We start from the raw sequence: 23,756 nt of genomic DNA on the forward strand, positions 1-23,756 counted from the left end.
CTAGGACCAGCGATCCGGGATCACAGGGCTCCCGGAAGCGCCACCCACTTCGTGGGCTGCCCGGTCGCCCTGGCGATGGTGTCGAAGTCCGCGTCGTAGTGCAGCACGGTCAGGCCCGTGAGCTCGGCCGTGGCGGCGAGCAGCAGGTCCACGGCACCGGCGCTGCGGTGCTCACCCGACTCCGTCAGCAGCCGCTGGACGGTACGGGCGCGCTGGTAGACCCGGTCCGGTACGGGCGTCCAGTTGAACAGCTCGGCGAGCAGCTCCTCCTTCGTCAGCCGGTCGGCGAGGGAACGAGCGGAGAACAGCATCTCCAACTCGGTGATCTCACACAGTCCGACGACGCCCTCGGCCAAGTGCTCGCTCCATTGTTCGCGGAGCGTCTTGTCGGTCAGGACGCGGGCGGCTGCCGATGTGTCGATGAGGTAGGTGACGGGACTCATCGACGGTAGGCGCTCTTGTCCAGGAGCACGTCGAAATCGCCCCGGTCGCCCATCTCGGCGAGTTCCTCCAACGCCTGCAGCCGCCTGCGCCGCCTTGCCACCTCCAGCAGGGCGGCGTTGACGGTGTCCTTCTTCGTCGTGGTGCCCAGTATGGAGGCAGCTTCGCTGAGGGCTTCGTCGTCCACTTCTACGTAGAGATTCGACATCGCATATCCTCCCTAGGGATCCTGCATATAGAGCATATGCTCAGAGATGCGTCGGCGCGAACATCCGCAGTACCGCCGGAAGCACCACCACCGAGGGGCCGGGGCTCGCGAGTGCCTTCGCCAGGTCGTCCTTCAGGTTCTCCGGAGTCGTCCGGACGCCCGGCACTCCGAAGGACTCCGCGAGAGCGACGAAGTCGGGACGGGAGAGCTCCGTGGCAGTCGGTTCGCCGAAGGCGTCGGACATGTACTCCCGGAGGATGCCGTAGCCCCCGTCGTCCACGATCAGCCAGGTGACCGGCAGGTCGTGCTGCTTGGCCGAGGCCAGTTCCGCGATGGAGTACATCGCGCCGCCGTCACCCGAGACGGCGAGCACCGGTTTCGTCGGGTCGGCCGCCGCCGCGCCCAGCGCGGCCGGGAAGCCGTAGCCGAGTCCGCCCGCGCCCTGCGCCGAGTGCATCGTGTTCGGGTGCCGTGCGTCGAAGGCCGACCAGGCCCAGTACGCCAGGATCGTCATGTCCCAGAAGGACGGCGACGTGTCCGGCAGGGCGTCGCGGACCGAGGCGAGGACCTGCTGCTCCAGGGTGAGCTCCTGGGCGGCGATCCGCTCCTTGACCTTGGAGAGGACCGTCCGCACCCGCTCGGGGGCCGTGGAGTCCTCCCTGGGGGTGTCGATCGTCTCCAGGAGCGCCGACAGCGCGAGCCGCGCGTCCGCGTGGATGCCGAGCGCCGGGTGGTTGGACTCCAGCTTCCCCGCGTCGGCCTCGATCTGGATGACCCGGCCGCGCGGCTTGAACGTGTGGTAGTTCGAGGAGAGTTCACCGAGGCCCGAGCCGACCACCAGGAGGACGTCCGCGTCCTCCAGGAGGTCCGTGGTGTACCGGTCCTCCAGCCACGACTGGAGCGACAGCGGGTGCTCCCAGGGGAACGCGCCCTTGCCGCCGAAGGTCGTGACGACGGGCGCGTTCACCAGCTCGGCGAGCGCCAGCAGCTTGCCGGAGGCGTCGGACCGTACGACTCCGCCGCCCGCGATGATCGCCGGGCGCTCGGCCCGGGACAGCAGGTCGGCCGCCACCGCGGTGAGCTCGGGGCGCGGGACGACCTCGTCCGGGGTCGCGTCCATGGCCGTGACGACGGGCAGGGACGTCTGTGCGAGCAGGACGTCCTGCGGGATCTCCACCCACACCGGGCCGTGCGGGGCGGTGAGCGCCGACTCCCAGGCCGCCGCGATCGCGGAGGGGATCTGCGAGGCCGTCCGCACCGTGTGCACGGACTTGACCACGTCCCTGAACGACGCCTGCTGGTCGCGCAGTTCGTGGAGGTAGCCGTGCCTGCCGCCGCCGAGTCCCGCCACCGGGATCTGGCTGCCGATGGCGAGCACGGGCGAGGACCCGGCCGCCGCCTCCTGGAGCGCGGCGAGCGAGGTCAGCGCCCCGGGCCCGGTGGAGAGCAGGAGCGGGGCCACCTCACCGGTGATCCGGCCGTACGCGTCCGCCGCGAAGCCCGTGTTGTTCTCCACGCGCAGGCCGACGTACGACAGGGAGGAGCGCCGCAGGGCGTCGAACATGCCGAGCGCGTGCTGGCCGGGGAGGCCGAAGACCGTCGTCGCGCCGAGGCCCTGGAGGGTCTCCACGACGAGGTCGCCGCCGTTGCGCCCCGCAGGCGGGTTCAGGGCAGCCTCCGTCTGAGCGTCGGTGGGCCGCAGTACTACGTCGTGGTCGTGCGTCACTTGGCCGCGCTCCCTTCGGTGGTCCGGCGGGCCTCCGCTATCTGGCGGGACATGATCGTCGTCAGCTCGTACGCGGTGTGCGAGGCGGCGACGGCCGTGATCTCCGCGTGGTCGTAGGCGGGAGCGACCTCGACGACGTCCGCCGACACGAGGTTGCAGGAGGAGAGCCCCCGCAGGATCTCCAGAAGCTCGCGCGACGTCATGCCACCCGCCTCCGGGGTGCCCGTGCCGGGCGCGTGGGCCGGGTCCAGGCAGTCGATGTCGATGGAGATGTACAGCGGGCGGTCGCCGATGCGCTGGCGCAGCTGGTCGGCGACCTCGTCGGCGCCGCGGCGGTAGATGTCCGCCGAGGTGACGATGCCGAAGCCCATCTTCTCGTCGTCGTTGAGGTCCTGCTTGCCGTACAGCGGGCCGCGCGTGCCGACGTGGGAGAGCGCCTCGGTGTCGAGGATGCCCTCCTCGACGGCCCGGCGGAACGGCGTGCCGTGGGTGTACTCCGCGCCGAAGTACGTGTCCCAGGTGTCCAGGTGCGCGTCGAAGTGCAGCAGGGCGACCGGGCCGTGCTTCTTGGCGACCGACCGAAGGAGCGGCAGGGCGATGGTGTGGTCGCCGCCGAGCGTCATCATGCGGGCGCCCGAGCCGAGGAGGTCGTCGGCGGCGGCCTCGATGGTCTCCACGGCCTCGTTGATGTTGAACGGGTTGGCGGCTATGTCGCCCGCGTCCGCGACCTGGGCGAGCGCGAAGGGCGACGCGTCCTGCGCGGGGTTGTACGGACGCAGGAGGCGCGAGGCCTCGCGGATCGCGTTGCCGCCGAAGCGGGCGCCGGGCCTGTACGAGACGCCGGTGTCGAAGGGCACGCCGACCACGGCTATGTCCGTCTTGCCGCCCACCTCGTCGAGGCGGGGCAGGCGGGCGTAGGTCGCCGGGCCCGCGTACCGGGGGATGCGGGAGGAGTCGACCGGGCCGCGGGGGGTCGGGGTCTCGGCGCTGCTCATGGTCGGTTTCCTCCTGCTGGTACGAGTGATGCTGTGCTGCTGGGACAAGTGTCGCGCGGCCCACTGACAGCGGGCCGCGCGGAGAACTAGACGGTGGCCGGAGCCTGCGGCTCCGCCTCTTCGGACCCCCGGCCCGCGAGCCGCTCGCGCCAGGCCGCGAGGACCGCGGCGTCGGTCGGCTTCGTGGCGAGGGAGACGACGACGTACACGGCCAGGGAGATCAACAGGCCGTAGTAGACCGGCTCGTTGGCGAGGATTCCGTACCCCCACATGAGCCCGATGACCGAGATCCCACCGGCGGCGACGGCCGCGAGGGCGCCGGGAGCCGTGCCGCGCTTCCACAGGAGCCCGCCGAGGATCGGCACGAGAAGGCCGGCGACGAGCAGGTTGTAGGCGACGGTGAGTGCCTGGACGACGTCGTTGAGCGCGATGGCGATGCAGACGACGGCGATGCCCATGATCAGGATGAAGAGGCGGTTGCCCTTCACCTCGTCGTGCGGCTCGTCGTCCGCTCCGCCGGACTTCACGACGCCCCGCAGCCGCGACCAGATGTCGTTGTTGGCGACGGTCGCGCAGGCGATGAGCGCTCCGGAGGACGTGGACATCACGGCGGCGAGCGCCGCGGCGAGCACGAGGCCCCGTACGCCCATGGGCAGTTCGTCCTTGACGATGGTCGCGAAGGCCGCGTCCGCGCTCGGCAGCTTCGGGTACATGACCTTGGCGGCCGTGCCGATGACGGCGCCCGCGATCGCGTAGACGAGGCAGTACGTACCGGCGACGGTGCCGCCGTAGCGGGCGACCTTGTCGCTGCGCGCGGTGAAGACGCGCTGCCAGATGTCCTGCCCGATGAGCATGCCGAACGTGTAGATCAGGACGTAGGTGAAGATCGTCTCGCCGCCGACGCCCAGCGGGTCGAAGTACTCGGTGGGCAGCTTGGCCTTCATCTCGCTGAAGCCGCCGGCCTTGACGACCGCGATGGGCAGCAGCAGGAGCAGCACGCCGATGGTCTTCACCACGAACTGCACCATGTCGGTGAGCGTGATGGACCACATGCCGCCGAGCGTCGAGTACGCGACGACGATCGAGCCGCCGAGGATGATCGCGATCGTGCGGTTCATGTCGAACAGGACGTCGAAGATCGTGGCGTACGCGATGGTCGAGGTGACCGCGAGCATGAGGGTGTACGCCCACATGACGACTCCGGAGATGACGCCCGCGCGTCCGCCGTAACGGAGGTCGAGCATCTCGGAGACCGTGTAGACCTTCAGACGGGCGATGCGCGCCGAGAAGAAGACGCTCAGCGCGAGCAGGCCGAGGCCGATGGTGAAGACCATCCAGGCGCCGGAGAGCCCGTACTGGTAGCCGAGGCCGACGCCACCGATGGTGGACGCGCCACCGAGGACGATGGCGGCCATGGTCCCGGAGTACATCCACGGCCCGAGGCGGCGTCCGGCGACCAGGAACTCACTCTTGGACTTGGCGCGGCGCATGCCCCACCAGCCCATGGCGAGCATGCCGGCGAGATAGACGACGATCACTGTGTAGTCGACGGCCATAGGGCCCTCCTTCGCGCACCTCGGTGGCGTGTCGTGCAGATGGGGGTGGGGGGGTGGCAACCGGCCGCGGGGACATCCGCCCGTACCCGCGGCGTGGGGTCGGCACGACCTTAGGTGGCCGGAAAGCAACGCTGAAGTGTACGTTTCATCCACTCCCCGTGATCGATATGGATGGAACATCCACCGTGCCGGACCCCGCCGCCTCTCCCATCACTCCCCCGACTCCGCCGGTCGCGCTGACCGCGCTCCTCGCCCGGGACGACCTGGGCCTGCGCCAGATCGCGGGCCCCGACGCCGGGGAGAGCGGGGCGGCCGTCCAGTGGGTGCACACCTCGGAGATGGCGGACCCGTACCCGTATCTCCTGGGCGGCGAGCTGCTGTTGACGGCGGGCGTGCACCTCACCGACCCGGTGGGCGCGGGCGGGTACCTCGACGACTACGTGGCGCGGATCGTCGAGGCGGGCGGCGCGGCTCTCGGTTTCGGCGTCGCGCCCGTGCACGACACGGTGCCGCGCGCCCTGGTGGCGGCCTGCGACCACTATGGCCTGCCGCTCCTGGAGGTCCCGCCGCGCACGACGTTCAGCGGGGTCGCCCGCGCGGTGTGGCAGCTGGTGGCGGAGACCAGGCACGCGGAGCTGCGGCGCGTGACGGAGGCGCAGCAGGGCCTCGCCACAGCCGCCGCGCGCCCCGACCCGGTACCCGCGGTGCTGCGCCAGCTCGCGGCGCGCCTGGGCGGCTGGGCGGCGCTCTACGCTCCAGACGGCGCGGTGCTCCACACGGCGGGGACGGCTCCGGCGGCCGGGGCCAGGCAGGCGGTGCGTGACCTCTCCGAAGTCGTGCGTCCCTCGGGGCGCCCCGGTCCTGCCCCCGCCTCCGCCACCGACTCCGTGGGCGGCGCCCACCTCGCCGCGTACGCGCTCGGCGGCGGGCAGGGGTTCGCGCTCGGGGTCGCCGCCGAGCAGCGCGAGCCGGGGGATCACACCATCACCGGGGTGGCCGTCGTGCTGCTCTCCCTCCTCACCGGGAAACACCAGGGCGCCGCCGACTCCGTACGGTCCGCAGCGCTCGTGCGGCTGCTGCTCGGCTCGGCGGTGGGCGATGTCGCGCCTCTTCTGGGGGCCGAGGAGTGGACCGTGGTGCACGCGCGCGGGGAGGCCGGCAACGACCCGGTGGCGCACTCCGTCGCCGCCTCCGCGCTGGCCGCCGCGCTGGGCAGCGGCCTGGTCGACGCGGACGCCGGGCAGGACCTCGTACGGCTCCTTCTCCCCGCCGACCGCGAGCTCACCGGCCAGCCGGGCTGGGCCCTCGGCGCCTCCGCCCCCGCCGCCACCGGTGACCTGCCGGCCGCCGACGCCCAGGCCGGCCGCGCCCTGCGCCGCGCCGAGGCCACCCGGGCGCCGCTCGTCCGGCACCGTGAGACGGGCATCGCGGCTCTGGTGGCGCCCGCGGAGGCCGCGGCCCACGCGCGGGTGCTGCTCGCCCCGCTCGGCGGCAGCGAGGCGCTCACGGAGACCTTGCGCACCTGGCTCTCCCTGCACGGCAGTTGGGACCGCACGGCCACGGCGCTGGGGGTGCACCGCAACACGGTCCGGCAGCGGATCACGCGGTGCGGGGCGCTCCTGGAGGCGGACCTGGACGACCCGGACGTGCGGATGGAGCTGTGGTTCGCGCTCGGCAGGAGCCGGTAAGGGGAAGCGCCCCGAAGGGGCGCGGGGCTGTGACATGTGCGGCTCCGCCGCGTGGGCGCGCCCAGCCCCCAGCGGCCCGCAAGCGAAGAAACAACCTGTCCCCGCTCAGGCCAAACGCAGTGCAGGTCACAGTCCCAGGGTTCGGGACTGCCCGCCACCGCGCGGTCACCGACGGCACAATGGGACCCATGCCGATACCCAGCCGTGCCGCGCTCATCGATCACCTCGTACGCACCCGCATCGCGGGCGATGTCGCCACGCCGCGCGAGAACAACCTCAGCCACTACAGGAAGCTCGCGAACGGCGACCGCCACTACTGGCTCGGTCTGGAGCTCGGCGACCGCTGGACCGACGAGCAGGACGTCCTCGCGGTGATGGCCGAGCGGTGCGGTGTGATCGACGACGCCGAGTTCCGGCACGGGCAGGACACCATCGACCCGGAGCTGACGGTCGACGCCCTGGAGCGGATGGCGGCGCGCCTCCGTAAGGCCGCGGCCGGCAAGGAGAGGGTCCTTTTCGCCACCGGCCACCCCGGGGGCCTGCTCGACGTGCACCGCGCGACGGCGGCCGCCCTGCGCGCGGCGGGCTGCGAGATCGTCGTGATCCCCGAGGGCCTCACCGCCGACGAGGGCATGGTCTTCCAGTTCGCGGACGTGGCGATGCTGGAGCGCGGCGCGACCCTGTGGCACACGCACTCCCCCGAGCCGATGAACGCGATCCTGGACGGCCTGGAGCGCGAGGGGCGCCCGCTGCCCGACCTGGTCGTCGCCGACCACGGCTGGGCGGGACGGGCGGGCCAGCGCGGCGTCGACTCCGTCGGGTACGCGGACTGCAACGACCCGGCGCTGTTCATCGGCGAGGCCGAGGGCACCGTCCAGGTGACGGTCCCGCTGGACGACCACGTCACGAGCCCGCGGCACTACGACCCCATGACGGCCTACCTGCTGGACGCGGCCGGTCTCACGTCGGAGGCCTGAGTCACGGCCACGGGTTGAGCCCTTCCTCGCGCCGCTGGGAGAACCCCGGCGTCGGGTCCAGATAGACCCGTCGTACGCCGGGAAAGCGCTCGCGCAGCCGCCGTTCGGCCTGTTCGCAGGCCCACTCGATCTGTGCCGCCGTGGAGGCGTCATGGAAGTCGACCTTGGCGGCGACCAGCGCCTCGCGCGGCCCCTGGAGCAGCGTCGTCAGTTCGAGCACGGCCTCGATGTGCTCGGAGGCGAGGAGCACCTCGCGGATCTCCCCCCGCATCGGCTTCGGCAGCGGCCGTCCGATGAGGAGCTGTGCGTTGCTGCGGCCGAGCACCCAGGCGACGTACAGGAGGAGCGCGCCGATGCACAGCGAGGCCACTCCGTCCCACACTCCGGAGCCGGTGAGCTGCCCGCCGAGCAGGCCGCCCGCGGCGAGCACGAGGCCGGCCAGGGCGGCGGAGTCCTCCAGGACGACGGCCTTCACCGCGGTGTCGGGCGTGTAGCGCAGATAGCGCCCGAAGGACGCCCCGAAGCGCGCCGCCTCACCGCGGGCCTGCTTGACGCCGGTGCGCAGTGAGTAGCCCTCCAGGAGGAAAGCGACGGCGAGCACGATGTACGAGATGAGCGGGTCGCCGAGTTCCTCGCCCGCCACCAGGGTGTGGACGCCGTCGTAGACCGAGAAGACGGCGCCGCCGACGAAGGTGGCGACGGCCGCGAGCATCGCCCAGATGTACCGCTCGGGGCCGTACCCCAGGGGGTGGTCCTCGTCGGCGGGCTTCTCGCTGCGTTTCAGGGCGGTGAGGAGCAGCACCTCGGTGACGGTGTCGGCCAGCGAGTGCGCCGCCTCGGAGAGCATCGCGCTCGACCCGCTGATGACACCGGCGACGGCCTTGGCGACGGCGATACCGAGGTTGGCGACGGCGGCGACGATGACGGTGAAGGTGCTCTCGCCGTTCTCGCCGCCGTTCTCGCCCCCGTCCTCTGACGGTTGCTCACTCATGTATCGGACGGTATGTCCGATCAGCGGGGAACGCGAAAGCACGTCCCCCGAAGAGGCCGGTTCACCGGGGGACGCGAACGACGCCCTCCTGGATGACCGTGACCGCGAGCTGCCCGTCCTGGGTCCAGATCCGCGCCTGGCCGAGTCCGCGCCCGCCGGACGCCGAGGGCGACTCCTGGTCGTACAGGAGCCACTCGTCGGCTCTGAAGGGGCGGTGGAACCACATCGCGTGGTCGAGCGAGGCGCCGACGACGTCACCGACCGCCCAGCCGCCCCTGCCGTGCGCGAGCAGCACGGAGTCGAGCAGCGTCATGTCGGAGACGTACGTGGCGAGGCAGACGTGCAGCAAAGACGCGTCGACACCGCTGTCGAGCTTGCCGTTCGTGCGGAACCACACCTGGGAGCGCGGTTCGCGCGGCTGCCCGACCGTGGCCCAGGGCGGCGCGTCCACGTAGCGCAGGTCGACGGCCGCGCGGGCCTCGATCAGGCGCTCGGCGACGTGCGCCGGCAGATGACGGGGCAGCATCTCGGCGGCGGTCGGGAGCGTCTCCGGGTCGGCGGCCGACGGCATCCCCGTCTGGTGCTCCAGGCCCTCCTCGTACGTCTGGAAGGACGCGGAGAGGTGGAATATGGGCTGCCCGTGCTGGACGGCGACGACCCGGCGCGTGGTGAAGGAGCGGCCGTCACGGATCCGGTCGACGGTGTAGACGATGGGGGCGCCGGGGTCCCCGGCGCGCAGGAAGTACGCGTGCAGGGAGTGGGCATTGGGGCCTCCCCTGCTCGAGCGAAGCCGAGAGCTTGGGGAACTGTCGGCGGGGACCGTGCGTCCTGCCGCCACCAGCGCCTGGGCGGCCACCTGGCCGCCGAAGACGCGCGGGACGAGCGCCGAGCGGCTCACGCCCCGGAATATGTCCTCCTCGATCTGCTCCAGGTCGAGCAGATCGAGGAGTGACTCAAGTGCCTTGTTCATGAATCCAGTTCTACAGGGCGGTCTTTACAGGCCCGTGTCCGTACGGCCCATGTCTCTACAGGCCCATGTTCTTGGCGATGATCATCTTCATGACCTCGCTGGTGCCGCCGTAGATGCGGTTGACGCGGTTGTCCGCGTACAGGCGGGCGATGGGGTACTCGTTCATGAAGCCATACCCACCGTGCAGCTGGAGGCACTTGTCGATGACGCGGTGCGCGACCTCGGTGTTGAACAGCTTCGCGGACGCGGCCTCGGCGGCGGTCAGCTCGCCCGCGTCCAGGGCCTCAAGGGCGCGGTCGGCGACGGCCTCGGCGGCGTCCACCTCGGCCTGGCAGGCGGCCAGCTCGAACTTGGTGTTCTGGAAGGAGGCGACCGTCTTGCCGAAGACGGTGCGGTCCTGGACGTACTCCTTGGCGAACCGTACGGCGGCCTTGGCCTGTGCGTACGCGCCGTAGGCGATGCCCCAGCGCTCGGAGGGGAGGTTGCTTCCGAGGTAGTAGAAGCCCTTGTTCTCCTCACCGAGGAGGTCCTCCACGGGCACCTTGACGTCGACGAACGCGAGTTCGGCGGTGTCGGAGGTCTTCAGGCCAAGCTTGTCGAGCTTGCGGCCGATGGAGTAGCCCTCGGACTTGGTGTCCACGGCGAAGAGGGAGATGCCGAAGCGGCGGTCGTCGGCGGTGGGCGCGGACGTACGCGCGCAGACGATCACGCGGTCGGCGTGCACGCCGCCGGTGATGAAGGTCTTGGAGCCGTTGAGGACGTAGTGCGTGCCGTCCTCGGAGAGCTTGGCGGTGGTCTTCATGCCCGCGAGGTCGGAGCCGGTGCCCGGCTCGGTCATCGCGAGGGCCCACATCTCCTCGGCGGAGACGAACTTCTCCAGGTAGCGCTTCTTCTGCTCGTCGGTGCCGAGCGCCTTGATGTAGGGCAGGGCGAGCAGTACGTGCACACCGGAGCCGCCGAAGCTGACACCCGCGCGGGCCGTCTCCTCGTACTGGATGGCCTCGAACTTGTGCGACTCGATGCCCGCGCCGCCGAACTCCTCGGGGACGCTGATACCGAAGAGACCGAGCTCGGCGAGCTTGTAGTAGAACTCGCGCGGCACCTGACCCGCGGCGAACCACTCGTCGTGGACCGGGACGACCTCGGCCTCGATGAAGGCGCGCAGGGTCTCCCGGAACGCCTCGTGGTCCTCATTGAAAACGGTACGGCGCACGGGGAGCTCCTTCGATACGGCACCTGGCTCGACTGGACGCAAGGCGACTAAGCGCTTGCTCAGATAAACGTTACCCGCCGGTCACTGGGCCGTCCAGAGAGAAGCCCTGTCGCTCCCGTCACGCCACCGCCGCCGCGAAGGCCCCGCGCGCCAGGCCGTGCAGCAGCTCCGCCATGGCCGCGCGGCTGGGCAGCGCGTCACGCCGGCTCAGGTGCGGAGTGGAGTTGAGCAGGCCGAAGACCGCGTGCACACAGACGCGGGCCGCGTTCTCGGCGAGGTCCGGATAGACCTTGCGCACGACGTCGACCCAGATCTCCACGTACTGGCGCTGGAGCTGGCGGACCAGCTTGCGGTCGGTGTCCCGCAGGCGGTCGAGCTCGCGGTCGTGCAGGGTGATCAGGGAACGGTCGTCCAGGGCGAAGTCGATGTGCCCCTCGATGAGCGCGTCGAGCACCCGCTCCGGCGGTCCGTCCGTGTCGGCCACACGCCGCTTGCCGCCGGTCAGGAGCTGCCCGCTGATGCCGACGAGCAGTTCGGCGAGCATCGCGTCCTTGCCCGCGAAGTGGCGGTAGAGACCGGGCCCGCTGATGCCGACGGCAGCCCCTATCTCGTCCACTCCGACTCCGTGGAAGCCGCGCTCGGCGAAGAGCCGTGCGGCCTCCCTGAGGATCTGCTCGCGTCGGGTGGGGGCGTCGGTTCTGGTGGCCATGGAATCAATTCTAGACAGGGCGGTTAGCGCTCGTTAACCTGATGGAAACGCGTTAACGCTCATTAACCGAGCAAGGGGGCTCGACTGATGCTGCAGGCACCGGTGCTGACGAGCGCGGCTGATCCCGCGTCCGAGGCATGGCGGACGAACGAGGCGGCGCACACCGCCCTCGTCGACGACCTGCGGGCCAAGCTCGCGGCGGCCAGGCTCGGCGGCGGCGAGCGGGCCCGGGCCCGCCATGTCGCGCGCGGCAAGCTGCTGCCCCGCGACCGCGTGGACGCCCTGCTCGACCCGGGCTCGCCCTTCCTGGAGCTGGCACCGCTCGCGGCCGACGGTCTGTACGGCGGGGACGCCCCGGCGGCCGGTGTCATCGCCGGTATCGGCCGGGTCTCCGGGCGCACCTGCGTGATCGTCGCCAATGACGCCACCGTCAAGGGCGGCACGTATTACCCCATGACGGTGAAGAAGCATCTGCGCGCCCAGGAGGTCGCGCTGGAGAACCGCCTTCCCTGTCTGTATCTGGTGGACTCGGGCGGCGCCTTCCTGCCCATGCAGGACGACGTCTTCCCGGACCGCGAGCACTTCGGGCGGATCTTCTACAACCAGGCGCGGATGTCCGGCGCGGGCGTCCCGCAGATCGCGGCCGTCCTCGGCTCGTGCACGGCGGGCGGGGCGTACGTCCCCGCGATGAGCGACGAGGCGGTGATCGTCCGCAATCAGGGGACGATCTTCCTCGGCGGACCGCCCCTGGTGAAGGCCGCCACCGGCGAGGTCGTGACGGCCGAGGAGCTGGGCGGCGGCGAGGTCCACTCCCGCGTCTCCGGGGTCACCGACCACCTCGCGGAGGACGACGCGCACGCGCTGCGGATCGTGCGCACGATCGTCTCCACACTCCCCGAGCGCGGCGAACTCCCCTGGTCCGTCCGGACGGTCGAGGAGCCCAAGGTCGACCCGCTCGGGCTGTACGGGGCGGTGCCGACGGACTCCCGCACCCCCTATGACGTCCGTGAGGTCATCGCGCGCGTGGTCGACGGCTCGCGCTTCGCCGAGTTCAAGGCGGAGTACGGCCAGACGCTGGTGACCGGCTTCGCCCACATCCACGGCCACCCGGTCGGCATCATCGCCAACAACGGCATCCTGTTCTCCGAGTCCGCCCAGAAGGGCGCCCACTTCATCGAGCTGTGCGACCAGCGCGGCATCCCCCTGGTCTTCCTGCAGAACATCTCCGGCTTCATGGTCGGCCGGGACTACGAGGCGGGTGGCATCGCCAAGCACGGCGCCAAGATGGTGACGGCGGTGGCCTGCACGCGCGTGCCGAAGCTGACGGTCGTGGTCGGCGGGTCGTACGGCGCGGGGAACTACTCGATGTGCGGCCGTGCCTACTCCCCCCGCTTCCTGTGGATGTGGCCGAACGCCAAGATCTCCGTGATGGGCGGCGAGCAGGCCGCCTCGGTCCTCGCGACGGTCAAGCGCGACCAGTTGGAGGCACGCGGCGAGGAGTGGTCAACGCAGGACGAGGAAGCCTTCAAGGACCCGGTCCGCGCCCAGTACGAGGAGCAGGGCAACGCGTACTACGCCACGGCCCGGCTGTGGGACGACGGCGTGATCGACCCGATGGAGACCCGGCAGGTCCTCGGCCTCGCCCTGACCGCCTGCGCCGAGGCCCCGCTGGGCGAGCCCGGCTTCGGCGTCTTCCGGATGTGAGGGGCGGACGATGAGCGACTTCCAGCTGAGCGGCTTCCAGCAGCTGAGCGGCTTCCAGCAAGGGACCACCCCGGGGAGAGGGACGATGTTCGACACGGTTCTGGTCGCGAACAGGGGCGAGATCGCGGTCCGCGTGATCCGTACGCTGCGGGCGCTCGGCGTGCGCTCGGTCGCCGTGTTCAGCGACGCGGACGCGGACGCCCGGCATGTGCGGGAGGCCGACACGGCCGTGCGCCTGGGCCCGGCTCCGGCCGCCGAGAGCTATCTCTCGGCCGAGCGGCTCCTGGAGGCGGCGGCCCGCAGCGGCGCCCAGGCGGTCCACCCGGGGTACGGCTTCCTCGCGGAGAACGCCGAGTTCGCGCAGGCCTGCGCGGACGCCGGCCTGGTCTTCATCGGGCCGCCCGCATCGGCGATCGACCTGATGGGCGACAAGATCCGCGCCAAGGAGACGGTGAAGGCGGCCGGGGTCCCGGTGGTCCCCGGCTCATCGGGCAGCGGCCTGACGGATGCCCAACTGGCCGACGCCGCCCAGGAGATCGGCATGCCGGTGCTGCTCAAGCCGTCGGCGGGCGGCGGCGGCAAGGGCATGCGGCTCGTGCGGGACGCCGCCCTGCTCGCGGACGAGGTCGCCGCCGCGCGGCGCGAGGCGCGGTCCTCCTTCGGTGACGACACGCTGCTCGTGGAGCGGTGGATCGACCGCCCCCGGCACATCGAGATCCAGGTCCTCGCGGACGGCCACGGGAACGTGATCCACCTCGGCGAGCGCGAGTGCTCGCTCCAGCGGCGCCACCAGAAGATCATCGAGGAGGCGCCGAGCGTCCTGCTCGACGAGGCCACGCGCGCGTCGATGGGCGAGGCGGCAGTCCAGGCGGCGCGCTCCTGCGGGTACACGGGCGCGGGCACGGTGGAGTTCATCGTCCCGGGCAAGGACCCGGCGTCGTACTACTTCATGGAGATGAACACCCGCCTCCAGGTGGAGCACCCGGTGACGGAGCTCATCACCGGCCTCGACCTGGTGGAGTGGCAGCTGCGGGTCGCCGCCGGCGAGGAACTCCCGTACGGGCAGCAGGACATCGCGCTGACAGGCCACGCGATCGAGGCCCGCGTCTGCGCCGAAGACCCCTCGCGCGGCTTCCTGCCGTCCGGCGGAACCGTCCTCGCGCTGCACGAGCCGCAGGGCGACGGCGTGCGGACCGACTCCGGCCTGAGCGAGGGCACGGAGGTCGGGAGCCTGTACGACCCGATGCTGTCCAAGGTCATCGCGTACGGCCCCGACCGCCCCACCGCCCTGCGCAAGCTGCGGGCCGCGCTCGCGGAGACGGTCACCCTGGGGGTGCCGACGAACGCGGGCTTCCTGCGGCGGCTGCTCGCCCATCCGGCGGTGGTGGCAGGCGACCTGGACACCGGACTCGTGGAGCGTGAGGCCGAGGACCTGGTCCCCAAGGGCATCCCCGACGAGGTGTACGAGGCCGCGGCAGCCGTCCGCGCCACCGCCCTCGAACCAACCGGTGACGGCTGGCGGGACCCCTTCTCGGCCCCGAGCAGCTGGCGCCTCGGCGGCACTCCCGCCCCGCTGACGCACCACCTGCGCGTGCCGGGACACGAGCCCGCGGCGCACATCGCGGGCGAGGGCCCGCGCACCGTGGAGCCCGGCCGCGTCACGGTGCACGTGGACGGGGTCGCCCACACCTTCCACCGCGCCGCCGACTGGCTCGGCCGGGACGGCGACGCCTGGCACGTCCAGGACCACGACCCCGTGGAAGCCGGCCTGACCGGCGCCGCCCACAGCGGGGCCGACGCCCTCGCCGCCCCCATGCCCGGCACGGTCACGGTCGTCAAGGTGGCCACCGGCGACCGCGTGGCCCAGGGGCAGAGCCTCCTGGTGGTGGAGGCCATGAAGATGGAGCACGTCATCTCCGCCCCGCACGCGGGCACCGTCAGCGAACTCGACGTCACACCGGGCGCGACGGTCGCCATGGACCAGATCCTCGCCGTGGTGATCCCCGACGAGGCCGAGGGAGACACGGAATGACCACCGACGCACGGACGGGCGGCCTCCCCATGACCGTCCCCTCCCCGGCCCTGCCGCCCCGCGTCCGTATCCACGAGGTCGGCGCCCGGGACGGCCTGCAGAACGAGAAGGCGCTCGTCCCCACGGAGATCAAGGCGGAGTTCATCCGCCGCCTCGCCGCCGCGGGCCTCACGACCGTCGAGGCGACCAGCTTCGTGCACCCCAAGTGGGTGCCCCAACTGGCCGACTCCGAGCAGCTGTTCCCGCTCGTGCGGGACCTCGCCAAGGACGGCGGAGTGCAGCTTCCCGTGCTGGTGCCGAACGACCGGGGCCTGGACCGCGCCCTGGCGCTCGGCGCGCGCGGCGTCGCCGTCTTCGTCAGCGCCACGGAGTCGTTCGCCAAGGCCAACCTCAACCGCACGATGGCCGAGGCGCTCGCCATGTCGGAGCCGGTCGTGGCCCGCGCCCGCGAGCACGACGCGCAGGTGCGGGGCTACCTCTCCATGTGCTTCGGCGACCCGTGGGAGGGCCCGGTGCCCATCGCCCAGGTCGTCCGCACCGCGAAGGCGCTCCTGGACATGGGCTGCGACGAGCTGAGCCTCGGCGACACCATCGGCGTGGCCACCCCGGGCCATGTCCTGGCCCTGCTCGCGCAGTTGAACGAAGCGGGGGTGCCGACGGACCGCATCGGCGTGCACTTCCACGACACGTACGGCCAGGCGCTCTCCAACACCCTCGCGGCCCTGCAGCACGGCGTGCGCACGGTCGACTCCTCGGCGGGCGGCCTCGGCGGCTGTCCGTACGCGAAGAGCGCCACCGGCAACCTCGCCACCGAAGACCTCGTGTGGATGCTCGACGGCCTCGGCATCGAGACCGGCGTCGATCTCGGCAAGCTCACCGCCACCAGCGCGTGGATGGCCGAACAACTGGGCCGACCCAGCCCCTCCCGCACCGTCCGTGCCCTGTCGGGCACCTCCCACCAGGAGCAGTGAAGAACGATGGACCACCGTCTGTCCCCCGAGCACGAGGAACTCCGCCGCACCGTCGAGGAGTTCGCGCACGAGGTGGTCGCCCCGAAGATCGGCGACCTGTACGAGCGCCACGAGTTCCCGTATGAGATCGTCCGCGAGATGGGCCGCATGGGCCTGTTCGGCCTGCCCTTCCCCGAGGAGTACGGCGGCATGGGCGGTGACTATCTCGCCCTCGGTATCGCGCTCGAAGAGCTGGCGCGCGTCGACTCCTCGGTGGCGATCACTCTGGAGGCGGGCGTCTCGCTCGGCGCGATGCCGATCCACCTCTTCGGTACGGAGGAGCAGAAGCGGGAGTGGCTGCCCCGGCTCTGCTCCGGTGAACTCCTGGGCGCCTTCGGCCTGACCGAGCCGGACGGTGGCTCGGACGCGGGCGGCACCCGCACGACCGCGGTGCTCGATGGCGACGAATGGGTGATCAACGGCTCCAAGTGCTTCATCACCAACTCCGGCACGGACATCACGGGCCTGGTCACGGTCACCGCCGTCACCGGCCGCAAGCCGGACGGCCGTCCGCTCATCTCCTCGATCATCGTGCCGTCCGGCACGCCGGGGTTCACGGTCGCCGCTCCGTACTCGAAGGTCGGCTGGAACGCCTCGGACACCCGCGAGCTGTCCTTCGCGGACGTCCGGGTGCCCGCGGCGAACCTCCTCGGCGAAGAGGGCCGCGGCTACGCCCAGTTCCTGCGGATCCTGGACGAGGGCCGGGTCGCGATCTCCGCGCTCGCGACGGGCCTCGCGCAGGGCTGCGTCGACGAGTCCGTGAAGTACGCCAAGGAGCGGCACGCCTTCGGCAAGCCGATCGGGTCGAACCAAGCCATCCAGTTCAAGATCGCCGACATGGAGATGCGGGCGCACATGGCCCGGGTCGGCTGGCGGGACGCGGCGTCACGCCTCGTCGGCGGCGAGTCCTTCAAGAAGGAGGCGGCGATCGCGAAGCTCTACTCCTCCACGGTCGCGGTCGACAACGCGCGCGAGGCCACCCAGATCCACGGCGGGTACGGCTTCATGAACGAATACCCCGTGGCACGGATGTGGCGGGACTCCAAGATCCTGGAGATCGGCGAGGGCACCAGCGAGGTGCAGCGCATGCTGATCGCCAGGGAGCTGGGATTCGCGGGATAAGCACCCCCGCGTCGGGGAAGGCGCCCGCGGGGGCCACTGGACAGCACCTTAGGTTAGGTTAACCTAAGCGCTAGTTCCGGCCAGTGGCCCCACCGTGCCGCCGTCCTCACGAAAGCAGAGACCCACATATGTCCCACGCCCGCTTCCCTCAGCCCTCCCGCCGCGGCATTCTCGCCGCCGGTGGCGCCCTCGGCCTCACGGCCCTGCTGGCAGCCTGCGGTGACGAGAAGAAGAGCGGCTCGGGCAAGGCGGACGCCGGTGACTCCGGCCCCTGGAGCTTCAAGGACGACCGCGGCAAGACCGCCCAGGCCAAGAGCACGCCGCAGAACATCGTCGCCTTCACCGGCGTCGCCGCGGCGCTCTTCGACTACGGCGTCGAGGTCAAGGGCGTCTTCGGCCCGACGAAGACCAAGGACGGCAAGGCCGACGTCCAGGCCGGTGACATGGACGTCAGCAAGCTGACGATCCTCGGCAACGAGTGGGGCAAGTTCAACATCGAGAAGTACGCGAGCCTCGCCCCCGACCTCCTCGTCTCCACGATGTTCGACACCGCGGGCACCCTCTGGTCCGTCCCCGAGGACAGCAAGGACAAGATCCTCAAGCTCGCCCCGAGCGTCGGCGTCAGTGTCTACGACCGCAAGATGACCGAGCCCCTCCAGCGCCTGCTCGCGCTCGCCGAGTCGCTCGGCGCGGACGTGAAGGCCGAGAAGGTCGTCAAGGCGAAGAAGCGCTTCGAGGCCGCCGCCGAGCGCCTGCGCAAGGTCGCCAAGGCGAACAAGGACATCAAGGTCCTCGTCGGATCGGCGAGCCAGGACATCTTCTACGTCTCCGGGACGAACCTCTCCGCGGACCTCGAGTACTTCAAGTCCCTGGGCGTGAACTTCGTCGAGCCGTCCGTGGCCGCCAAGAAGGCGAGCGGCGGCTGGTTCGAGAACCTGAGCTGGGAGAACGTCAACAAGCACGACGCGGACATCATCATGATGGACAACCGCACCGCCACCATCCAGCCCGCCGACATCGAGAAGCCGACCTGGGCGAAGCTGCCCGCGGTCAAGGCCGGGCAGGTCATCCCCCGCGTCACCGAGCCCATTTACTCGTACGACAAGTGCGCCCCGATCCTCGAGGACCTCGCCGACGCGATCGAGAAGGCGAAGAAGGTCAGCTGACACCTGCCGCCCCTTGCGCACCCTGCGCCCGAGCACAGCCCTCTCCGCATTTCGGAGAGGGCTGTTCCGTTTTCCTGCCTCTTCGTGACCACAGGGACCCCCTGGGTTTAACCACGGGGGTAGTTAGGTTAGGCTTACCTCACTTCCCCCAAGTCCCCTCACCCAGAGGAAGTTCATGCGCTCGCACCTGCTCAACGACACCACCGCGGAGCGTTACCGCAGCTCCGTGACCGAAGGAGTCGAGCGGGTGGCGGCCAGAATCGCCACCACCTCACGCCCCTTTACCGGCGTCTCCGTCGACGATCTCGCGCCCCGCATCGAGGCCGTCGACCTGGACGAGCCCCTGCACGACACCATCGCCGCCCTGGACGAGCTCGACGAGCTCTACCTGCGCGACGCCGTGTACTTCCACCACCCCCGCTATCTCGCGCACCTCAACTGCCCGGTCGTCATACCGGCCGTGCTCGGCGAGGCGGTGCTGTCCGCCATCAACTCTTCCCTCGACACGTGGGATCAGTCCGCCGGCGGCACACTGATCGAGCGCCGTCTCATCGACTGGACCGCCGAACGCATCGGGCTCGGCCCGGCCGCCGACGGCGTGTTCACCAGCGGCGGCTCGCAGTCCAATCTCCAGGCCATGCTGCTCGCCCGCGAAGAGGCCGCCAAAGCCGGAAAGCCCGCAACCGAGCTGCGCATCTTCGCCTCCGAGGTCGGCCACTTCAGCATCCAGAAGGCCGCGACGCTGCTCGGCCTCGGCGAGGACGCCGTGATCGTCATCCCCACCGATCACAACAAGCGCATGCAGACCGTGGCGCTCGCCCGCGAACTGGAGCGCTGCCGCGACAACGGCCTCACCCCCATGGCGGTCGTCGCCACCGCCGGCACCACCGACTTCGGCTCCATCGACCCGCTCCCCGAGATCGCCGAACTCTGCGAGCAGTTCAACACCTGGATGCATGTCGACGCGGCGTACGGCTGCGGGCTGCTCGCCTCGCTCAAGAACCGGCACCGCGTCGACGGCATCGACCGCGCCGACTCGGTGACCGTCGACTACCACAAGTCCTTCTTCCAGCCGGTGAGTTCCTCCGCCGTCCTGGTGCGGGACCGGTCCACGCTGAGCCACGCGACGTACCACGCGGAGTACCTCAACCCGCGCCGCATGGTGCAGGAGCGCATCCCCAACCAGGTCGACAAGTCCCTGCAGACCACGCGCCGCTTCGACGCGCTGAAGCTGTGGATGACCCTGCGCGTGATGGGCGCCGACGCCATCGGCGAGCTCTTCGACTCCGTCTGCGACCTGGCGGGCCAGGGCTGGGAGCTGCTCGCCGCCGACCCCCGCTACGACGTCGTCGTGGAGCCCCAGCTCTCCACGCTCGTCTTCCGCTACATCCCCGAGTCGATCTGCGACCCGTCCGCCATCGACCGCGCCAACCTCTACGCCCGCAAGGCCCTGTTCGCCTCCGGTGACGCCGTCGTCGCGGGCACCAAGGTCGGCGAGCGCCAGTACCTCAAGTTCACCCTGCTCAACCCCGAGACCACGGTCGCCGACATCACGGCCGTACTCGATCTGATCGCCGGCCACGCCGAGCAGTACCTGGGAGAGACCCTTGACCGCGCATCCTGATGACCGAGAACCACTGGACTTCGTCGGCATCGGCCTTGGCCCCTTCAACCTCGGCCTCGCCTGCCTGACCGAACCCATCGACGAGCTGAACGGCCTCTTCCTGGAGTCCAAGCCGGACTTCGAGTGGCACTCGGGCATGTTCCTGGAGGGCGCTCACCTCCAGACCCCGTTCATGTCGGACCTCGTCACCCTCGCGGACCCGACGTCCCCCTACTCCTTCCTCAACTACCTGAAGGAATCGGGGCGGTTGTACTCGTTCTACATCCGCGAGAACTTCTATCCCCTGCGCACCGAGTACAACGACTACTGCCGCTGGGCCGCCGCCAAGCTCTCCTCGGTCCGCTTCAGCACGACGGTGACCGAGGTGACGTACGAGGATGATCTCTACGTCGTGCACACCTCCACCGGCGACACCTTCCGCGCCCGGCACCTCGTCCTCGGCACCGGCACACCGCCGCACATCCCCGAGTCCTGCGCGGGCCTCGGCGGGGACTTCATCCACAACTCCCGCTATCTGCAGAGCAAGGCGGAGCTCCAGCGGAAGAAGTCGATCACGCTCGTCGGCAGCGGCCAGTCCGCCGCCGAGATCTACCAGGACCTGCTGAGCGAGATCGACGTCCACGGCTACCAGCTCAACTGGGTCACGCGCTCCCCGCGCTTCTTCCCGCTGGAGTACACGAAGCTGACCCTGGAGATGACCTCTCCGGAGTACGTCGACTACTTCCACGCGCTGCCGGAGGCGACCCGCTACCGCCTCCAGGATCAGCAGAAGACCCTCTTCAAGGGCATCGACGGCGACCTGATCAACGACATCTTCGATCTGCTCTACCAGAAGAACATCGGCGGCCCGGTCCCGACGCGTCTGCTCACCAACTCCTCGCTGCAGAGCGCCCGTCACGAGAACGGCACGTACACCCTCGGTCTCCACCAGGACGAGCAGGGCAAGGACTTCGAGCTGGAGTCCGAGGGCCTGATCCTGGCCACCGGCTACCAGTACGTCACGCCCGACTTCCTTGAGCCCGTCCGCGGCAGGCTCTGCTGGGACGGCCGCGGCCGCTTCCAGGTCGCCCGCAACTACTCGATCGACACCACGGGACGCGGCATCTTCCTGCAGAACGGCGCCGTGCACGCCCACTCGCTGACCAGCCCCGACCTGGGCATGGGCCCCTACCGCAACGCGTACATCATCGGTGAGCTGCTCGGCTCCGAGTACTACCCCGTCGAGAAGTCCATCGCGTACCAGGAGTTCGCCGTATGAGCACCACAGCAGCACTGACCCTGCGCCCCCTCGACCCCCTGAAGGACGCCGAGCTCCTGCACGGCTGGGTCACCCACCCCAAGGCCTCGTTCTGGATGATGCAGGACGCGACGCTGCCGGACGTCGAGCGCGAGTACATGGCGATCGCCGCCCACGAGCACCACGACGCGTTCATCGGCCTGCACAAAGGCGTCCCCGCCTTCCTGATGGAGCGCTACGACCCCCGGTACGTCGAGCTCGTCGGCCTCTACGAGCCGCAGCCGGGCGACGTCGGCATGCACTTCCTCACCGCGCCCTCGGACGTCCGCATCCCCGGCTTCACCCGTGACGTGATCACCGAGGTCATGCGGACGCTCTTCGCCGACCCGGCGACCCGGCGCGTCGTGGTCGAGCCCGACGTCGACAACACGGCCGTGCACGCCCTCAACGAAGCCGTCGGGTTCCGGCCGGCCGAGGTCATCCAGAAGCCGGAGAAGAAGGCTCTGCTGAGCTTCTGCACCCGCGAGCAGTTCGAACAAGCAGTACGCGAAAGGGAATTGGCGATATGACCCTGTCCGACGCAACGGCGCACCTCTCCCCCGAGCGCTGGGAGCAGGCCAACCGCCTCCTCATCCGCAAAGCCATCGCCGAGTTCTCCCACGAGCGACTCTTCACCCCGGAGCCGCTGGGCGAGGACAAATACGTCATCCGCAGCGACGACGCCCTGACCCGCTACCGCTTCACCGCCAAGCGGCTGCGGCTCGACCACTGGCAGGTCGACGCCGACTCGATCTCCCGGCACCGCGACGGCACCGAACTCCCCCTGAACGCCCTCGACTTCTTCATCGAGCTGCGTACGGCCCTCGGCCTGAGCGACGAGATCCTGCCGGTCTACCTGGAGGAGATCTCCTCCACCCTCTCCGGCACCTGCTACAAGCTCACCAAGCCCGCGATCCCGGCCGCCGAGCTCTCCCGCTCCGGCTTCCAGGAGATCGAGACGGGCATGACCGAGGGCCACCCCTGCTTCGTCGCCAACAACGGCCGGCTCGGCTTCGGCGTCCACGAGTACCTCTCGTACGCCCCCGAGACCGCGAGCCCCGTGCGACTGGTCTGGCTGGCCGCGAGCAAGCAGCGGGCCGCGTTCACCGCGGGCGCCGGCATCGACTACGAGTCGTTCCTGCGCGCCGAGTTGGGCCAGGAGACCCTGGACCGCTTCGACCGCAGACTCCGCGACCAGGGCCTCGACCCCGAGGACTACCTCCTGATCCCGGCCCACCCCTGGCAGTGGTGGAACAAGCTCTCCGTGACCTTCGCGGCGGAGGTCGCCCAGCGGCACCTGGTGTGCCTCGGCGAGGGCGACGACGAGTACCTCGCCCAGCAGTCGATCCGCACCTTCTTCAACACCAGCGACCCGGCCAAGCACTACGTCAAAACGGCCCTGTCGGTCATCAACATGGGCTTCATGCGCGGGCTCTCGGCCGCGTACATGGAGGCGACCCCGGCGATCAACGACTGGCTCGCGAACCTCATCGACACCGACGAGACCCTCAAGTCGACCGGCCTGACGATCATCCGCGAGCGCGCGGCCGTCGGCTACCGCCACCTGGAGTACGAGGCCGCCACCGACCGCTACTCGCCGTACCGCAAAATGCTCGCGGCCCTGTGGCGCGAGAGCCCCGTCCCGTCGCTTGCCGAGGGCGAGCAACTGGCCACGATGGCCTCGCTGTTGCACACCGACCTGGAGGGCGCGTCCTTCGCGGGCGCCCTCATCGAGCGCTCCGGACTCACCCCCGCCGAGTGGCTGCGCGGCTATCTGCACGCCTACCTCACGCCGCTCCTGCACAGCTTCTACATGTACGACCTCGTCTACATGCCGCACGGCGAGAACGTCATCCTGGTCCTCAAGGACGGCGTCGTACAGCGGGCGATCTTCAAGGACATCGCCGAGGAGATCGCGGTCATGGACCCGGACGCGGTGCTCCCGCCCGCGGTGGAGCGGCTGCGGGTCGAGGTCCCCGACGACCAGAAACTCCTGTCGATCTTCACGGACGTCTTCGACTGCTTCCTGCGCTTCCTGTCCGCGAACCTCGTCACCGAGGGCCTGGTGGACGAGGAGACGTTCTGGGGCGCCGTCGCCGAATGCGTGACGACCTACCAGGAGGCCACGCCCCAACTGGCCGACAAATTCAAGCAGTACGACATGTTCGCCCCGGAGTTCGCCCGCTCCTGCCTGAACCGGCTCCAGCTGCGGGACAACGAACAGATGGTGGACCTCGCCGACCCGGCGGGCGCGCTGCAGCTGGTCGGGACGTTGAGGAACCCGATCGCGTAGGCACACGCCCAAGAAAGCAGGCGCACCCTCATAAGCCGAGTGGGGCTCCCGAGAC

20 protein-coding genes are annotated in these 23,756 nt (G+C 70.2%); 11 read left to right on the forward strand and 9 right to left on the reverse strand.

Features of this window, described 5'->3' with window-relative positions; genetic code table 11:
• Nucleotides 1-20: 20 nt before the first annotated feature.
• From ABXJ52_RS13135 to ABXJ52_RS13155, 5 genes are all read right to left on the reverse strand, one after another.
• Nucleotides 21-443 (reverse strand): PIN domain nuclease, encoded by a 423-nt coding sequence (locus tag ABXJ52_RS13135; protein ID WP_367042073.1) that lies wholly within the window; start codon nucleotides 441-443, stop codon nucleotides 21-23.
• A complete protein-coding gene (locus tag ABXJ52_RS13140) occupies nucleotides 440-649 on the reverse strand; it encodes a type II toxin-antitoxin system VapB family antitoxin (RefSeq protein WP_367042075.1) in 210 nt (69 codons plus the stop codon). The genes ABXJ52_RS13135 and ABXJ52_RS13140 overlap by 4 nt, the downstream gene beginning before the upstream one ends.
• Nucleotides 650-689: 40 nt before the next feature.
• A complete protein-coding gene (locus ABXJ52_RS13145) occupies nucleotides 690-2,375 on the reverse strand; it encodes a thiamine pyrophosphate-binding protein (protein ID WP_367042077.1) in 1,686 nt (561 codons plus the stop codon).
• The gene (speB, locus tag ABXJ52_RS13150) at nucleotides 2,372-3,370 is read right to left on the reverse strand and encodes an agmatinase (protein WP_367042079.1); all 999 of its coding nucleotides are present in this window, start codon (nucleotides 3,368-3,370) and stop codon (nucleotides 2,372-2,374) included. The genes ABXJ52_RS13145 and speB overlap by 4 nt, the downstream gene beginning before the upstream one ends.
• A gap of 86 nt (nucleotides 3,371-3,456) precedes the next feature.
• Nucleotides 3,457-4,926 carry a sodium:solute symporter gene (locus ABXJ52_RS13155; RefSeq protein ID WP_367042081.1) on the reverse strand — a complete coding sequence of 490 codons (1,470 nt, stop codon included), beginning with the start codon at nucleotides 4,924-4,926 and terminating at the stop codon, nucleotides 3,457-3,459.
• A gap of 167 nt (nucleotides 4,927-5,093) precedes the next feature.
• Between ABXJ52_RS13155 and ABXJ52_RS13160 the strand changes: the two genes are divergently transcribed.
• Nucleotides 5,094-6,614: a PucR family transcriptional regulator gene (locus ABXJ52_RS13160; RefSeq protein WP_367042082.1), complete on the forward strand. Its 1,521-nt coding sequence runs from the start codon at nucleotides 5,094-5,096 to the stop codon at nucleotides 6,612-6,614.
• A gap of 179 nt (nucleotides 6,615-6,793) precedes the next feature.
• On the forward strand, nucleotides 6,794-7,591 hold the full coding sequence (locus ABXJ52_RS13165; RefSeq protein ID WP_367042084.1) for a phosphatase: 798 nt from the start codon (nucleotides 6,794-6,796) through the stop codon (nucleotides 7,589-7,591).
• A gap of 1 nt (nucleotide 7,592) precedes the next feature.
• Here ABXJ52_RS13165 and ABXJ52_RS13170 read toward each other — a convergent pair whose 3' ends face one another.
• From ABXJ52_RS13170 to ABXJ52_RS13185, 4 genes are all read right to left on the reverse strand, one after another.
• A complete protein-coding gene (locus tag ABXJ52_RS13170) occupies nucleotides 7,593-8,582 on the reverse strand; it encodes a cation diffusion facilitator family transporter (protein WP_367042085.1) in 990 nt (329 codons plus the stop codon).
• A 61-nt stretch (nucleotides 8,583-8,643) separates the two neighbouring features.
• Entirely contained in the window at nucleotides 8,644-9,552 is a 909-nt protein-coding gene (locus tag ABXJ52_RS13175; protein WP_367042087.1) for an acyl-CoA thioesterase II, read from the reverse strand.
• A 55-nt stretch (nucleotides 9,553-9,607) separates the two neighbouring features.
• Complete coding sequence (locus ABXJ52_RS13180) at nucleotides 9,608-10,765, reverse strand: acyl-CoA dehydrogenase family protein (protein WP_367042089.1); 1,158 nt, start codon at nucleotides 10,763-10,765, stop codon at nucleotides 9,608-9,610.
• Between the two features lie 118 nt (nucleotides 10,766-10,883).
• Entirely contained in the window at nucleotides 10,884-11,474 is a 591-nt protein-coding gene (locus ABXJ52_RS13185) for a TetR/AcrR family transcriptional regulator (RefSeq protein ID WP_367042091.1), read from the reverse strand.
• An 87-nt stretch (nucleotides 11,475-11,561) separates the two neighbouring features.
• Here ABXJ52_RS13185 and ABXJ52_RS13190 point away from each other — a divergent pair, with 87 nt between their 5' ends.
• The 9 genes from ABXJ52_RS13190 (at nucleotide 11,562) to ABXJ52_RS13230 (ending at nucleotide 23,701) form a co-directional block, all read left to right on the forward strand.
• Complete coding sequence (locus ABXJ52_RS13190; RefSeq protein ID WP_367042092.1) at nucleotides 11,562-13,178, forward strand: carboxyl transferase domain-containing protein; 1,617 nt, start codon at nucleotides 11,562-11,564, stop codon at nucleotides 13,176-13,178.
• A gap of 85 nt (nucleotides 13,179-13,263) precedes the next feature.
• A complete protein-coding gene (locus ABXJ52_RS13195; protein ID WP_367049026.1) occupies nucleotides 13,264-15,210 on the forward strand; it encodes an acetyl/propionyl/methylcrotonyl-CoA carboxylase subunit alpha in 1,947 nt (648 codons plus the stop codon).
• Nucleotides 15,207-16,181 (forward strand): hydroxymethylglutaryl-CoA lyase, encoded by a 975-nt coding sequence (locus ABXJ52_RS13200; RefSeq protein ID WP_367042094.1) that lies wholly within the window; start codon nucleotides 15,207-15,209, stop codon nucleotides 16,179-16,181. Before ABXJ52_RS13195 ends, ABXJ52_RS13200 begins: the two co-directional genes overlap by 4 nt.
• A 6-nt stretch (nucleotides 16,182-16,187) precedes the next feature.
• Entirely contained in the window at nucleotides 16,188-17,342 is a 1,155-nt protein-coding gene (locus tag ABXJ52_RS13205; RefSeq protein WP_367042095.1) for an acyl-CoA dehydrogenase family protein, read from the forward strand.
• Between the two features lie 128 nt (nucleotides 17,343-17,470).
• Nucleotides 17,471-18,508, forward strand: a complete 1,038-nt coding sequence (locus ABXJ52_RS13210) for an ABC transporter substrate-binding protein (protein ID WP_367042097.1) — start codon at nucleotides 17,471-17,473, stop codon at nucleotides 18,506-18,508.
• Nucleotides 18,509-18,683: 175 nt separating this feature from the next.
• Complete coding sequence (locus tag ABXJ52_RS13215) at nucleotides 18,684-20,132, forward strand: aspartate aminotransferase family protein (protein ID WP_367042099.1); 1,449 nt, start codon at nucleotides 18,684-18,686, stop codon at nucleotides 20,130-20,132.
• Nucleotides 20,116-21,390 (forward strand): lysine N(6)-hydroxylase/L-ornithine N(5)-oxygenase family protein, encoded by a 1,275-nt coding sequence (locus ABXJ52_RS13220; RefSeq protein WP_367042101.1) that lies wholly within the window; start codon nucleotides 20,116-20,118, stop codon nucleotides 21,388-21,390. Before ABXJ52_RS13215 ends, ABXJ52_RS13220 begins: the two co-directional genes overlap by 17 nt.
• Complete coding sequence (locus ABXJ52_RS13225; RefSeq protein WP_367042103.1) at nucleotides 21,387-21,938, forward strand: GNAT family N-acetyltransferase; 552 nt, start codon at nucleotides 21,387-21,389, stop codon at nucleotides 21,936-21,938. The genes ABXJ52_RS13220 and ABXJ52_RS13225 overlap by 4 nt, the downstream gene beginning before the upstream one ends.
• Nucleotides 21,935-23,701, forward strand: coding sequence for an IucA/IucC family siderophore biosynthesis protein (locus tag ABXJ52_RS13230; RefSeq protein ID WP_367042105.1), 1,767 nt, complete (start codon nucleotides 21,935-21,937; stop codon nucleotides 23,699-23,701). Before ABXJ52_RS13225 ends, ABXJ52_RS13230 begins: the two co-directional genes overlap by 4 nt.
• Nucleotides 23,702-23,756: the final 55 nt, after the last annotated feature.

This window comes from Streptomyces sp. Je 1-332, assembly GCF_040730185.1.
Taxonomy (GTDB): domain Bacteria; phylum Actinomycetota; class Actinomycetes; order Streptomycetales; family Streptomycetaceae; genus Streptomyces.

What these genes read in the sequence shown, in the direction of transcription:
- ABXJ52_RS13195 (WP_367049026.1), top strand. Translation starts at nt 13,264, where the DNA reads ATGTTCGACACGGTTCTGGTCGCGAACAGGGGCGAGATCGCGGTCCGC.
- ABXJ52_RS13165 (WP_367042084.1), top strand. Translation starts at nt 6,794, where the DNA reads ATGGGACCCATGCCGATACCCAGCCGTGCCGCGCTCATCGATCACCTC.
- ABXJ52_RS13200 (WP_367042094.1), top strand. Translation starts at nt 15,207, where the DNA reads ATGACCACCGACGCACGGACGGGCGGCCTCCCCATGACCGTCCCCTCC.
- ABXJ52_RS13135 (WP_367042073.1), bottom strand. Translation starts at nt 443, where the DNA reads ATGAGTCCCGTCACCTACCTCATCGACACATCGGCAGCCGCCCGCGTC.
- ABXJ52_RS13140 (WP_367042075.1), bottom strand. Translation starts at nt 649, where the DNA reads ATGTCGAATCTCTACGTAGAAGTGGACGACGAAGCCCTCAGCGAAGCT.
- ABXJ52_RS13225 (WP_367042103.1), top strand. Translation starts at nt 21,387, where the DNA reads ATGAGCACCACAGCAGCACTGACCCTGCGCCCCCTCGACCCCCTGAAG.
- ABXJ52_RS13170 (WP_367042085.1), bottom strand. Translation starts at nt 8,582, where the DNA reads ATGAGTGAGCAACCGTCAGAGGACGGGGGCGAGAACGGCGGCGAGAAC.
- ABXJ52_RS13215 (WP_367042099.1), top strand. Translation starts at nt 18,684, where the DNA reads ATGCGCTCGCACCTGCTCAACGACACCACCGCGGAGCGTTACCGCAGC.
- ABXJ52_RS13155 (WP_367042081.1), bottom strand. Translation starts at nt 4,926, where the DNA reads ATGGCCGTCGACTACACAGTGATCGTCGTCTATCTCGCCGGCATGCTC.
- ABXJ52_RS13175 (WP_367042087.1), bottom strand. Translation starts at nt 9,552, where the DNA reads ATGAACAAGGCACTTGAGTCACTCCTCGATCTGCTCGACCTGGAGCAG.
- ABXJ52_RS13205 (WP_367042095.1), top strand. Translation starts at nt 16,188, where the DNA reads ATGGACCACCGTCTGTCCCCCGAGCACGAGGAACTCCGCCGCACCGTC.
- ABXJ52_RS13230 (WP_367042105.1), top strand. Translation starts at nt 21,935, where the DNA reads ATGACCCTGTCCGACGCAACGGCGCACCTCTCCCCCGAGCGCTGGGAG.
- ABXJ52_RS13160 (WP_367042082.1), top strand. Translation starts at nt 5,094, where the DNA reads ATGGATGGAACATCCACCGTGCCGGACCCCGCCGCCTCTCCCATCACT.
- ABXJ52_RS13210 (WP_367042097.1), top strand. Translation starts at nt 17,471, where the DNA reads ATGTCCCACGCCCGCTTCCCTCAGCCCTCCCGCCGCGGCATTCTCGCC.
- ABXJ52_RS13190 (WP_367042092.1), top strand. Translation starts at nt 11,562, where the DNA reads ATGCTGCAGGCACCGGTGCTGACGAGCGCGGCTGATCCCGCGTCCGAG.
- speB (WP_367042079.1), bottom strand. Translation starts at nt 3,370, where the DNA reads ATGAGCAGCGCCGAGACCCCGACCCCCCGCGGCCCGGTCGACTCCTCC.
- ABXJ52_RS13185 (WP_367042091.1), bottom strand. Translation starts at nt 11,474, where the DNA reads ATGGCCACCAGAACCGACGCCCCCACCCGACGCGAGCAGATCCTCAGG.